This is a genomic window from Azonexus sp. MM2026_4, assembly GCF_055901855.1.
Genome location: NZ_CM148380.1, coordinates 2063579 through 2075063, shown reverse-complemented (window position 1 = coordinate 2075063; position 11485 = coordinate 2063579). Strand labels below are relative to the sequence as shown.

At 65.7% G+C, this 11485-nt stretch carries 11 protein-coding genes and 1 tRNA gene; 1 reads left to right on the top strand and 11 read right to left on the bottom strand.

The annotated features are described in order from the left end of the window. The 10 genes from fabZ to AC0KWY_RS09675 are packed head-to-tail and all read right to left on the bottom strand — an operon-like array spanning window position 1 to window position 10490. Window positions 1-471 (bottom strand): 3-hydroxyacyl-ACP dehydratase FabZ, encoded by a 471-nt coding sequence (gene fabZ, locus AC0KWY_RS09720; RefSeq protein WP_474029440.1) that lies wholly within the window; start codon window positions 469-471, stop codon window positions 1-3. A 17-nt stretch (window positions 472-488) separates the two neighbouring features. After that, the gene (locus AC0KWY_RS09715; protein ID WP_474029439.1) at window positions 489-1706 is read right to left on the bottom strand and encodes an acyl-CoA reductase; all 1218 of its coding nucleotides are present in this window, start codon (window positions 1704-1706) and stop codon (window positions 489-491) included. Further along, complete coding sequence (locus tag AC0KWY_RS09710) at window positions 1699-2799, bottom strand: LuxE/PaaK family acyltransferase (RefSeq protein ID WP_474029438.1); 1101 nt, start codon at window positions 2797-2799, stop codon at window positions 1699-1701. Before AC0KWY_RS09710 ends, AC0KWY_RS09715 begins: the two co-directional genes overlap by 8 nt. Continuing rightward, a complete protein-coding gene (locus AC0KWY_RS09705; RefSeq protein WP_474029437.1) occupies window positions 2796-4226 on the bottom strand; it encodes an AMP-binding protein in 1431 nt (476 codons plus the stop codon). Before AC0KWY_RS09705 ends, AC0KWY_RS09710 begins: the two co-directional genes overlap by 4 nt. 16 nt (window positions 4227-4242) lie before the next feature. Beyond that, on the bottom strand, window positions 4243-4482 hold the full coding sequence (locus AC0KWY_RS09700; RefSeq protein WP_474029436.1) for an acyl carrier protein: 240 nt from the start codon (window positions 4480-4482) through the stop codon (window positions 4243-4245). A 17-nt stretch (window positions 4483-4499) separates the two neighbouring features. Beyond that, window positions 4500-5171, bottom strand: a complete 672-nt coding sequence (locus AC0KWY_RS09695) for an acetyltransferase (RefSeq protein WP_474029435.1) — start codon at window positions 5169-5171, stop codon at window positions 4500-4502. Then, entirely contained in the window at window positions 5168-6283 is a 1116-nt protein-coding gene (locus AC0KWY_RS09690; RefSeq protein WP_474029434.1) for a DegT/DnrJ/EryC1/StrS family aminotransferase, read from the bottom strand. The genes AC0KWY_RS09695 and AC0KWY_RS09690 overlap by 4 nt, the downstream gene beginning before the upstream one ends. Then, entirely contained in the window at window positions 6240-7226 is a 987-nt protein-coding gene (locus AC0KWY_RS09685; RefSeq protein WP_474029433.1) for a Gfo/Idh/MocA family protein, read from the bottom strand. The genes AC0KWY_RS09690 and AC0KWY_RS09685 overlap by 44 nt, the downstream gene beginning before the upstream one ends. Before the next feature lie 7 nt (window positions 7227-7233). Continuing rightward, entirely contained in the window at window positions 7234-8706 is a 1473-nt protein-coding gene (locus AC0KWY_RS09680; RefSeq protein ID WP_474029432.1) for an NDP-hexose 2,3-dehydratase family protein, read from the bottom strand. Then, complete coding sequence (locus AC0KWY_RS09675; RefSeq protein ID WP_474029431.1) at window positions 8703-10490, bottom strand: GGDEF domain-containing protein; 1788 nt, start codon at window positions 10488-10490, stop codon at window positions 8703-8705. The genes AC0KWY_RS09680 and AC0KWY_RS09675 overlap by 4 nt, the downstream gene beginning before the upstream one ends. A gap of 42 nt (window positions 10491-10532) precedes the next feature. Between AC0KWY_RS09675 and AC0KWY_RS09670 the strand changes: the two genes are divergently transcribed. Then, window positions 10533-10606, top strand: a tRNA-Thr gene (locus tag AC0KWY_RS09670). A gap of 3 nt (window positions 10607-10609) precedes the next feature. On the opposite strand, the gene AC0KWY_RS09665 is transcribed toward AC0KWY_RS09670, so the two are convergent. Beyond that, the gene (locus tag AC0KWY_RS09665; protein ID WP_474029430.1) at window positions 10610-11410 is read right to left on the bottom strand and encodes an IclR family transcriptional regulator; all 801 of its coding nucleotides are present in this window, start codon (window positions 11408-11410) and stop codon (window positions 10610-10612) included. Window positions 11411-11485: the final 75 nt, after the last annotated feature.

The window sequence follows — 11485 nt, the reverse complement described above, 5'->3', positions numbered from 1 at the left end:
TCAGGCTTGCGGTTTCTTCGGCAGGTACTGTTCGAGGATTTCCGGAATGGTGATCATCATCTCCGCCTCGCAGGCGACTTCGCCGTTGGTGTAGCCGGTGGCGGTGCCCTTGGCGATGCCGCGCTTCCAGGACAGCACCTTGGCCTCGATGACCAGTTGCTGCCCCGGCAGGACTTCCTTGCGGAAGCGGACCAGGTGCTGCAGCGCATGCGTGACCTTGCCCTTGTTGCCGGGCAGGGTGGTGATCGCCACCGTCAGCATCTGCGCCATTGCTTCCAGTTGCAGGGCGCCGGGCATGTTCGGGGCGCCCGGGAAATGCACCGGGAAATACCATTCGTTCATCGTCAGGTTCTTGTAGCCGCGGGCGCTGACGCCGGGGATGACCTCCTCGACGTGGTCGATCATCAGGAAGGGGTAGCGGTTGGGCTGGTATTCGAGGAGTTCGACGCAATTCAGGCTGAAGGCTTCCATGGCGGCTTTCCAGTGGGTCATTGGGTGGCGACGATGCGCGACAGCGCGCCGACGACATCGTAACCGTCCCAGACGGGACCGATGTCGAGTGCGCGGCCGACGGGAACGATGCGGTCGATGCCGCGCAGGCCGCGGTCGACGATCGTCTGGGCAAGATGTTCGCGGTCGACGCCGTAACAGGTCAGGGTCTGGGTTTTCTCGTCGACGATGGCGTCGAGGCAGTTGGTGTCCGGGCTGACGTATTCGAGGAACAGGCCGTGCCGGCCGCGTACGCGTTCGATGTCCGGGGGCAGCGCGGCCAGCCGGATGCGGTAGATGGCGTTGCCGTGCCGTGTGCTGGCGACGGCGGCGGGCAGCTCGAGGGCGATCCGGCAGAGGTCGCTCAGTTTGTCCACCGCCTGTACCGCGCTCAGCGGGTACTTGTCCCGGACGACCTCGGCCAGCGCCGGCCAGAAGCGCGCCTGGGCGCGCGCGGCGGTTGCCTCGTCGCCGAGCCAGAGCACAAGGTGCGGCGACGAGCAGGCGTTCTGGTCGAGCAGGTAGGCGTCGTTGTAGAAATCGCCGGCCAGTTTTGCCAAGGCTGCCGCGTCGCTTGCCGCGACGCTCGCCGCGTCGAGCAGGCACAGCGAGTAGCGGTCGGCGAAGGCGATCTCGACGCAGCGCGGCGGCATCGGCAGTTGCCGCAGCTGGGCGATGCTGCGGTCGCCGCCCCACAGCACGCGGGCGTCGCAGCAGGCCGAGAGGGCGGCGGTGATGGCGTCGTCGCGCGGGTAGCCGACGACACGGTTCATCGCCGCGAGGCGGGCGTGCACCGGTTCGGCGAACAGCTCGCGCAGCGCGGCGCACAGGATCAAGGTCTGCTCCTTGGGCGCGGCCGGTACCCGCACGATGTTGGCGTTGCCGGCGAGCATGCCGAAGGCGAGGCTGAAGGCGAAGTTGACCGGGACGTTGGCGGGCGCGATGTGCAGCGCCAGTCCGCGGCCGAGGCGCCGCTGCGGGCCGGCGGCTGCGGCGGCCAGGCGGGCCAGGTTGGCCGGCCGGCACCAGTAGCCGAAGGCGGCGATGTCGGGGAAGGTCCGGCAGGCGCTGTCGGCGAGCAGGCGGCGCGAAAGGTCGGCGAGGAAGGCCAGCGTCGGCGGCGCGTAGGGCGGCAGCGGACGGCAGTCGATGTCGGCGATGCCGGCACCGGCGTGGTACGTCAGCGGCAGGTCGGCGGGCAGCGGGCGTTTACTCATGGCTCGCCCGGACATCGCTGCAGCCGCGCAGTTCGGCGCTCGGGGCGCGGCCGGTCACGGTGAAGTACTTGCCCCGCCAGCCGCAGGGGCAATCGTCCTCGCCGAGCAGGACGCCGAGATCCTCGGTGAGCAGGGCGTGCCCCGGGTAGCTGAAGGGCAGGACGGAGAGGGTTTCGATCAGCCCGCTCTGGCCCGCCGGCAGGACCGAGAAGTCGGCCGGGCTGCGGATCAGGACGTCGGAAAACAGCGAGGCGTGGAGGTGGCCGGCCGGGCATTCGAGATAGATCGAGCCGGTCTGCTCGACCATGCCGTAGTAGTTGACGATGCGCTCGATGCCGGTCTGCGCCTTGAGCCCTGCCTTGAACTCGGCGTTGCCGACGGCCTGTTCCTGCAGCTTCTTCCAGCCGCCGCCGTGCAGGAGCAGCGCGTTGTCGAGCGCTAGCCGCCGGCCCTGGGCGCGCAGGCCGAGGTAGAGGTGCTGCCAGACCAGGAAGGTGAAACCGAAGACCAGGATCGGCGCGCCGGCGTGGCGGGCGAGGAAGGCATCGATCGCCGGCAGGTTGGGCTGCAGGTCGTCGTCCAGCGCATAGGTGAGGTCGCGGCCGAACAGCGAGAAGCCGAGGATCGCCGCGCCGCGCGCCGAGAAGCGCTGGCGGTCCCTGAGCACGCCGGGCGCGTTGACGATCAGCATGGGCAGCCGCTGGCGGCCGATCAGTTCGGCCATCAGCCGGGCCAGCACCTTGCTCTGTCCGGCCGCCGTCGCGCGGTCGAGGAAGATCCGGGAAACCGCCTGGCCGCTGGTGCCGGACGAGGTCATCGTCTTGAACACCTGGTCGGGAGCGACGCTGGCCAGTTCGTATTCCTTGAACAGCCGGACCGGCAGGAAGGGAATGTCGGCAAGGCCGGCGGCGGCTGTCGCGTCATCGCCGAAAATGTCGAGCAGGCGCGCGTAGGCCGGGCATTGGCGGCGATGGTGTTGCGTCAGGCGGGCCAGGGCGCCGGCGAGGCGGGGCGTCTTGTCACAAGCGGCCAGCGCGAAGGGCGGGATTTCCAGCCACTGCGCCAGCTCGGCCAGGTAGTCGTCCGCCGTCATGCCAGGGGTTTTCCGGCCAGGCCGGCCAGTTCGGCATAGCGCAGCTTGCCGGCATCGTTGCGCGGCAGCGCCGCCACGCCGACGACGGCGATGGCCGAAGGCGGCGCGCGCAGGGTCTCGGCAAGCTGGCGCTTGAGGTCGCCGGCGTCGGCGCCGTCGGCTTCGTTCAGGTAGATCACCAGATGATCGTCCTCGCCGCCGCAGGCCGCGTCGTGGCCCCGGGTGCGCAGCATGTCCTCGACGTCCTGCAGGTTGATGCGGTGGCCGAACAGTTTGAGGAAGCGCTTCAGGCGGCCGGTGATGTAGTAATAGCCATCGCTGTCGCGGCGGGCGAGGTCGCCGGTGCGCAGGCAGCCCTGGTTGTCGTCGCCGCGCGCCAGGTCGGCGTAACCCGTCGCGTAGCCGAGGCTGACGTTGTCGCCACGATAGACCAGTTGACCGCTGGCTGCGGCGTCGCTCAGTTCGTTCCCCGCCTCGTCTTCCAGACTGAAGCTGCCGCCGGGAATGGCGCGGCCGATGCTGCCCGCTTTCTCGATGCTCATTTCCGGTTCGAGGTAGGACATGCGCGCCGTCGCCTCGGCCTGGCCGTACATCGTGTAGTAGCGCAGGCCCCGCTGGCGGGCTTCGAGCGCCATTTCGAGGGCGATTTCCGGCGCCATGCGACCGCCGGCCTGGGTCAGCGTGCGCAGGCCGGGCAGCGTCATGCGCCAGAAACGCAGCTTGCGCAGCATTTCATAGTGGTAGGGAACGCCACCGAACGAGGTCGGCGCGACTTCCCGGAAGAAGTCCCAGAAGCCGCGGTCGAAGAAGCTCTTGCCGGTCAGGGCGATCGGGCAGCCGTGCAGGACATGGCTGTGGATGATCGACAGGCCGTAGGTGTAGGACAGCGGCAAGGTGGTGATCGGCCGCTCGTCGGGGCCGATGGCGAGATATTCGGCGATCGCCGCGGCGTTGGCGGCGAGGTTGCGCCGGGATTGGCGGACGAACATCGGGCTGCCGGTGCTGCCGGAGGTGGCGACCAGCAGGGCGAGATCCGGGTGGATCGCGTAGTCGGCCGGCGTTGCGCTGCCGAGCAGGACATGGTCGGCATAGGCGGCGGCTTCCCGGGTGCCGGCGAGTTCCGCGGCGCGCTGCCGCTCCAGCCAGTGGAAGGCGGGGCGGTAGGCGGCGATCAGCGCGCTCAACTGGGGCGCCGGCAGGCTGCTGTTGAGCATCAGCGGTACCGCCCCGCAGCGCAGCAGCGCCAGGTAGCCGAGCAGCGCGCCCGGCGTGTTGCCGGCCAGGCAGAAGACCAGTTGCCTGGCGCAGCCGGCCCGTTCGAAGGCGGCGGCCAGTTCGAGCACGCTGGCGTAGCGATGGACGCTCGCGTCGTCGGCCTGGATCAGCGGCCAGTCGGCGAACTCAGTTAGACGGGCGATGAAGTCCATGCCGGCGCCGATTGCCTCAGAAGGTCACGCCGTACTTGCCGAGCAGTTCCATTCCCTTGGTGTAGGACGAGAAATCGACGATGTCGTCGGTCTCCATCATGATCCCGAAGGTATCTTCCAGCGCCGCGATCATGCCCATGTGGCCGACCGAATCCCAGGCCGGAACGCATTGATAGGTGAACTTTTCGCCGAGGACATCGGCGGCGACGCCGAAGCATTCGATGAAGACCTGCTGGTATTTTTCCTGATTGCTCATCGAGCGAGTGCCTTTCCTTACTTGTTGAAAACCCGGCGGGTTTCGTTTTTTCGCATGGCCCGCGCCGGATTGCCCAGGGCGATCAGGTCGTCGCCGAGGTCATGGTGGACGACCGACCCCATGCCGACGATGCTGCGGTCGCCGATGCGCAGTTGTTCCTTCACCTGCGACCCCATGCCGATATAGGTGGCGGTCCCGACGCGGGTGCCGCCGCCCAGATTGACCATCGACGAGATCACCGTATGGTCGCCGACGACGACGTCGTGACCGATGATGGCCTGGACATTAACGGCGACATTATTACCGACTTTAGCATCCGCGGCGACGCTGCAGAAGGCCGTCAGCACAACGCCTTCGCCGACGCTGGCGTAAGGCGAGACGATCGCCGAGGGGTTGACGACCCGGCCCAGGCGGATGCCGCATTGGCTCAGTTTGCCGTACAGGGTCTCGCGGTGCACCGGTTCGCCCTGGGCGATCACCACCTCGATGGCGGCGCTGTCGAAATCTTCCAGCACCGAGGTGAACGGGAAGGACTGGCAGTCGCCGAACCAGGTGCCCGGCGGCGCGAAATCGTCGATGAAGAAGATCTTGTCCCAGGTCTGTTCCTGCCGGTTGGCGCGTCGCGCGATATCGCGGATTTCCTTGCCGAAGGCGCCGGCGCCATAGATGAAAAGATGGGGAAGGCTCATGGTGTTGCGCGCTTTGCCGAGGAATGGCGGGCCAGCGAATCGACGACGATGCCGCTGATCCGTTCGATGTCGGCGGTGCCGAGCTCGAAATACAGCGGCAGGCAGAGGATGCGCCGGGAGATGCTTTCGGCGACCGGGAAGGGCTGGTAGGGAAAGAGACGGTCGAGGGTGTTGAGCGCCGGGTAGAAGTAGCGCCGGGCGACGACAGACTCGGCGAGCAGCGCCTGCTCGGTGGCGAGCAGGCTGTCCTCGTCCGGGAAAATGACCGGCAGGTAGCTGTGGTTGCAGGCTTCCGGGTCGATGCGCTGGAAGCGCAGTGCCGGCGCGCTGCCGAGACAGGCCAGGTAGTGCGCGTAATCGGTACGGCGCTTGCGCTCGACGGCGGCGGCGAATTCGAGGTTGACCAGCCCGAGCGCGGCGTGGATCTCGGTCATCTTGCCGTTGGTGCCGTCGTCGACGATGTTGCGTGCGTCGTCGTGGCCGAAGAAGCGCAGGCGGCGGATGCGCGCGTCGAGTTCCGGGTCGGCGCTGACGCAGGCGCCGCCTTCGCCGGTGTTGAACAGCTTGGTCGCGTGGAAGCTGAGGGAGGTGACGTCGCCGGCCAGCGCCAGCGGCTGGCCGCCCTGCCTGACGTTGAAGGCGTGGGCGCCGTCGTAGATGACCTTGAGCCGGTGGCGGGCGGCGATTTCGCCGATCTCCCCGGTGGCGCACGGGTTGCTGAAGACATGGACGGGCAGGATGGCGCTGGTGTGCCGGGTGATGCGGGCTTCGATCTGCGCCGGGTCGATGTTCAGCGTTTCCGGGTCGATGTCGACGAAGACCGGCCGGCAACCTTCATAGACGATGGCGCTGACGGTGGCGACCCAGGAAAACGGCGTGGTGATGATTTCGCCACGCAGGCCGAGGGCGCGGATCGCCAGTTGCAGGGCGATGGTCCCGTTGGTGACGGCGGCGAGCCGGGGCAGCGCCAGGTAGTCGCAGAGCCGCGCTTCGAGTTCGCGAACGAGCGGGCCGTTGTGCGTCAGGACGCCGCTTTCCCAGGCGGACTCGAGCTTGCGGGCGAAAGCGTCAAGCGGCGCCAGGGCCGGTTTGGTGACATGGATGGCGGGCATGGGTTCTCAGGGCTTCGGTGAGCGTGGCCTGGCGCAGCAGTCCGTCGCACGCCGTGTCGTGGCGGGCGATGCGGCGGATGAAGTGGCGCAGGGCGTTGGCAAAGTGGTTGTCGGCGGCGATCGTGTGTTCTTCGCCGCCTTGTCCGGTTTCGATCCGGACCGGCGGGCTGAATCCCGGTGGCGCGGTGAAGATTCTGGGGGCGGTCAGTCTGGCGTTGGCGGTCCAGATTTCCAGCTCGCAGCGGTAGTGGCTGTCGAAACCGAAAGCGAGCTGGGCGGTGATGCCCCGGGACGATAGCAGCAGGGCGCTGCCGAAGCGGTCGACCTCGCTGTCCGGTGGCGTCTGCAGGTAGCTGCCGAGCAGCGTCAGCGGGTCGCCGAGCAGTTCGCGGGCGATGCGCAGGGTGTAGCCGCCGGCATCGAGCAGCGCGCCGCCGCCCAGCGCCGCGCGGTAACGGAAGTTGTCCGGCGGCAGCGGCGGGAAGCCGAAGCTGGCCCGGAGCAGGCGGATTTCGCCCAGTTGGCCGCTGGCGAGCCGGTCCTTGATGAACTGCAGTTGGCGGTGGTGGAGGAACATCCAGTTTTCCTCCAGGACCTTGCCGGCGCGGCGCGCCGCCTCGACCAGGCGGCTGGTTGCGGCGAGGTCGGTGGCCAGCGGCTTCTCGCACAGGACGTGCTTGCCCGCCGCCAGCGCGTGAGCGGCCCAGGTTTCGTGCAGGGCCGGCGGCAGCGGCAGATAGACGGCGTCGATGTCGTCGCGGGCGAGCAGGGCGTGGTAGTCGCTGGCCGCCGCGCAACCGAAATCGGCGGCGAACTGCGCGGCGCGAGCGGGATCGCGGGAGGCGATGGCGACCAATGTTGCCTCCTCGACCTGGGCGATGGCCGGCGCGAACATGCGGCGGGCGATGCTGGCGCAGCCGAGGATGCCGAAGCGGATGCTCATGCCTTGATCACGCGAAGGAAATGGCGGAAATCAGGCTGCGCGCCTGGATGTTCAGGTAATTGTTGAAGCGGATGAACTGCTTGATCTGGTTCAGGGTCATCCAGCGGTAGTTTTCCGAGGTCGCCAGCGGGAATTCGTCGTCGGCCAGTACCAGCAGGTTGCGGTTCTGCTCCTGGAAGAAACGCCCGCCTTCTTCGGACTGCATGGTGTCGACCAGTCGCTGCGCGGGCGCCGCGGACAGCACGTAGTCGAGATAGGGCGGCCGCTGCCCGGGCTCGTTGTCGCGGAAATTGCCGGTCAGGCACTGGACGGTCGGCGCAAACTCGATGATGTCGAAATTGCCCGGCTCCAGTTTGGCCTGGACCAGGAAGTGATAGACGCCGTTGATCGGCTTGATGATGAAGGCGAGCAGGCCTTCCTGGGCGCTCTCGATGAGCGGCTGGCACCAGCTGCGCACTTCCCGGCCGTGCAGCTCGATGCGGGTGCCGATCACCTTGAAGAAGCGGTTGGTTTCGTGGCGTATGCAATCCCGCTCGATCCGCCACTGGCGCAGTTCGGCAAGCGGCTTGCGGGTGATGTGGAGTTCGTAGCGCGAGCGCAGGTGCGTCACCCAGGACAGGATTTCTTCCATGCTGTGCAGGCTGTCGCCGGCGTGGAGGAAAGACCTGAGGAGCGAAATGGCGGGCAGGTTGCTGCTCGAGAAGTGGCGCGCGAAGAGGTCGAAGTAGTACTCGGCGCGATCGTCGAACTCGCCGTAGGAAATCCCGGAAATGACCGTCCGGGTATCCATGTTGATGAGGTTCGGCTGGCGCAGCAGGTGTTTGATCTGGCCCAGCGTCAGCCAACGGAAGCTGGGGGTCAGCGCCAGTTCGCCCTGCGGTTCGATGATGATGTTGCGGTTGCGCTTGGCCAGGAAGCGGGCGCCCTGCTCGGACTGCAACTGATCGAGCAGGATCTCGTCGGGCCGGGCGTCGATGAAGAAATCCAGATAGCGCGGGGCGTTGCCGCCGTGGGCGCGCGAGTAATTGCTCTTGGTCGCCTGCAGGGTCGGCGAGATCTGGACCGCGTTGAGATTGCCGGGCTCGACCTTGGCCTGCATCAGGAAATGCAGGACGCCGCCGAATTCACGGGCGATCAGGCCGAGGAAGCCGACTTCCGGCTGGTCGATGATCGGCTGGTCCCAGTTCGGGACCTCGCCCCAGTCGGTGCTCACCTCGATGCCCTGGATCGCGAAGAAGCGGCCGCTGCGGTGGGCGATGCGACCGTTTTCGGAGAACGCCCAGTTTTCCAGCTGGTCCAGGGGGACGCGTTCGAGCGAGAGTCCGGCCGAGCGACGTTCTTCTTCCAGCCAGCCGGCGATTTCGCTGTTGGGCGTCAGTTCGCTGTCGACGACGAGTGACGATTTGAGGAAGCGCAGCGGAACATGCTGGCGGCTGGCGAGCGGCGATTTCCTTTCCGGCACGAGGCGGCTCTCCGTCATGGGGTCCACTGCTTGGTCACGACCCGGTTCTTGCCGGTCTGCTTGGCGACGTACATCGCCTCGTCGGCGCGCTTGATCACGCTGCCTTGATCGTCGTTGTCGGTCATCTGGGTGACGCCGGCGCTGAAGGTGATCAGGACTTTTTCGTTGTCGTGCAGGAAGAAACGCTTGGTCAGCTCGCGCTGCAGCCGGGCCAAGACGGTGGCGGCGTCGTCGAGACGGGTTTCCGGGAGCAGGATGACGAATTCCTCGCCGCCGTAGCGGGCGATCGTGTCCTGTGGGCGCAGGGTTTCGCGGCAGACGGCAGCGAGATGGACCAGCGCCTGGTCGCCGACATCGTGGCCAAGCGAATCGTTGAGTTTCTTGAAATTGTCGATGTCGAGCAGTGCGATGCAGAGCAGGGTGTCGTGGCGTCTGGCCCGTGCCAGCTCCTTGCTGAACATCTCCTCGAGGCCGTGCCGGTTGAGGGCGCCGGTCAGTTGGTCGTGGCGGACCAGGTCGCTGGTCTTGGCGAGTTCGACTTCCAGTTCGCTGATGCGGGCCTCGGCCTCCCGCACGCGTTGCTGGGTTGCCCGCAGTTCGTCGCGCGAGCGCTTGGCGTTGCTCTGTATGCTGCGGGTTTCCCGCATTACCTCGCCGAGGACGTTTTCCAGCGCCGAGATGTTGTCCGCCGAACTGATCTTGTTGGCGAAGTTTTCGATCCGGTCGTGGTAGTCCGAGGTGGCATCGGCGAAGTTGGCCAGATGATCGACGAAACCGGTGAGCATCTGCTTGATCGCCTCGCGGGTTTCGAACAGGCTCGCCTTCAATTGGCTCTGCTTGAACAGGACTTCCTTGAGGCGGCGTTCGGCATCGTCGATGCTGCGCTGCGACAGCGGCTTGTCGATGATGTCGCGGACGACTTCGATCTGTCCGTGCAGCCAGCGGTCGTCGATGACCAGTTCGGTCATGTTTTCGACCAGCAGCCGGAGCAGGCCGAGCAGGCTCTTGCGCAGTTCCTGCTGATCTTCGGCGAGCAGTTCGAGCTTGAAGGCGAAACGTTTGAGACGGACCAGGAAATCCTGGGTTTCCTCGGCGTTCCTGGCCTGCCTGATGGCCAGGGCCAGTTGCTTCGCATCGTCGGAAAGTGCCGGACTTTCGAGCAATTGGGTGGCGATTGCAGTTTCCAGCGTGAATGCGAAAAGCTCTCTGAGTTGAGACAGGACTTCCTTGTGGTCATTGGCATTGGCAACCGGCTTCTGCTCGGCAGACGGAAGCTTGGCGACTTCCGGCGTTTCCGGTGCGCTGCTGCTCGGCTCGTGTTCTCGGCCATTTCCCCACGAACGCAGAAGATTCTGCAGGCGGGAGAACAGGTTGTCCGGGTTGCTGGCGCTGCTGGTCAGGACGTGTTCGAGCGATTCACGTTTGCGCGCGGAAGTGAGTCCCTGATGCTTGGCTTCCCATTGTCGGAGCAGGTCGCTGATCAGTTCACCCCAGGCCAGCTTCTGCGATTCGGCCAGTCCGGCGACGAAAGTCGCCAGACATTTCTGATAGGCTTCCCAATCGGCGCGCTTGATTGCTTCGTCGAGCTGTCTGGCCAGGCGTAGCTGGTCGGGCGAGCTTCTGGGCAGGGCCTCCGTCAGGGAGCGCAACTGCCGTTCGGGGAAATTCGCGTTGACCGGTTTGGTTCCGGCGATGTCGTGATAGAGAGTCTGATAGTTGTCCGGGGTCGGCGGGATGCGCTTCTGTGCCAGTTGCTTGAGCGTATCGCGGGCAATTTCAAACGGATTGGTCGGCGTGGTCATCAATGAACTCTGTCGATCGGCTATAATCCCGGCCCGGCGTCAGCCCCCGTAGCATGAAGGTCGTGCAGTTGATTTGTAATCATCAGGCGTTGGTTCGATTCCGACCGGGGGCACCAGCACTATTCCTGAATACTGCCGTAGCCTAGCCGATGCGATAGTTCTGCTGCGGCTGCGAGCATGCGCTTCGCCGTATCGCTCTCCCACTCGACGTCGAATTCGCCAATGGTGCCCAAAGAAGTAATGGCGGCAACCATGCGACCACTGTGATCGTATACCGGCGCGCTGAAGCCATTGATGCCGGGGGTCAGGCTGCCGCTGGCTCGTGAAAGCCCGCGCTCGCGGATTTCGGTGAGCGTGGTTTCGAGTTGGCGGCGGCAGGTGGTGATGGCGGTCTTGCTGCTGTCGGCCTGTTCGCGGAGTTCCTTGTCGATCATCTTCTTCAGGAAAGGCGAGCGACAGAACGTGGCGAAGGCGCGTCCGGTTGCCGATCGGGTCAGTGAAAGAACCGTCCCGGGGCGCAAGGTGATGGTGATCGGGCTGCCGGCGTCGACGATGCGGACAATGGTGGCGCCATGTGTCCCCCAGACGGCGAGGGCGACGGTTTCATGGATGTCCTCGCAAAGATTGTCGAGGATGGGGCCCGCCAGTCTGACCGGGTCGAGACGGCCAAGTCCGGAGAGCCCCAACTCCAGGGCGTAGGCCCCCAGATCATAGCGGCCGGTACCGGCGTCCTGTTCGACGATACCGATGCGCATGAAGCTGACCAGATAGCGGTGAGCCTTGGCCGCCGCCATGCCTGCTCCCTTTGCAATATCGCGCAGCATCATCGGACGATTGTTCTTGGCCAGCACGTCAAGCAGTCGGAAACCGACCTCGATGGACTGGATACCCTGGCGTTCGCCGGCAACTTTCGTGATCATTTTGCAGTTTCTGATTGGTGAAGTGCTTATTCTATGCATCTATGACGCGTCTGGTGCGAGCAATATAATCATGCT

What these genes read in the sequence shown, in the direction of transcription:
- AC0KWY_RS09665 (WP_474029430.1), bottom strand. Translation starts at nt 11,410, where the DNA reads ATGATCACGAAAGTTGCCGGCGAACGCCAGGGTATCCAGTCCATCGAG.
- fabZ (WP_474029440.1), bottom strand. Translation starts at nt 471, where the DNA reads ATGGAAGCCTTCAGCCTGAATTGCGTCGAACTCCTCGAATACCAGCCC.
- AC0KWY_RS09700 (WP_474029436.1), bottom strand. Translation starts at nt 4,482, where the DNA reads ATGAGCAATCAGGAAAAATACCAGCAGGTCTTCATCGAATGCTTCGGC.
- AC0KWY_RS09680 (WP_474029432.1), bottom strand. Translation starts at nt 8,706, where the DNA reads ATGACGGAGAGCCGCCTCGTGCCGGAAAGGAAATCGCCGCTCGCCAGC.
- AC0KWY_RS09705 (WP_474029437.1), bottom strand. Translation starts at nt 4,226, where the DNA reads ATGGACTTCATCGCCCGTCTAACTGAGTTCGCCGACTGGCCGCTGATC.
- AC0KWY_RS09715 (WP_474029439.1), bottom strand. Translation starts at nt 1,706, where the DNA reads ATGAGTAAACGCCCGCTGCCCGCCGACCTGCCGCTGACGTACCACGCC.
- AC0KWY_RS09710 (WP_474029438.1), bottom strand. Translation starts at nt 2,799, where the DNA reads ATGACGGCGGACGACTACCTGGCCGAGCTGGCGCAGTGGCTGGAAATC.
- AC0KWY_RS09675 (WP_474029431.1), bottom strand. Translation starts at nt 10,490, where the DNA reads ATGACCACGCCGACCAATCCGTTTGAAATTGCCCGCGATACGCTCAAG.
- AC0KWY_RS09690 (WP_474029434.1), bottom strand. Translation starts at nt 6,283, where the DNA reads ATGCCCGCCATCCATGTCACCAAACCGGCCCTGGCGCCGCTTGACGCT.
- AC0KWY_RS09685 (WP_474029433.1), bottom strand. Translation starts at nt 7,226, where the DNA reads ATGAGCATCCGCTTCGGCATCCTCGGCTGCGCCAGCATCGCCCGCCGC.
- AC0KWY_RS09695 (WP_474029435.1), bottom strand. Translation starts at nt 5,171, where the DNA reads ATGAGCCTTCCCCATCTTTTCATCTATGGCGCCGGCGCCTTCGGCAAG.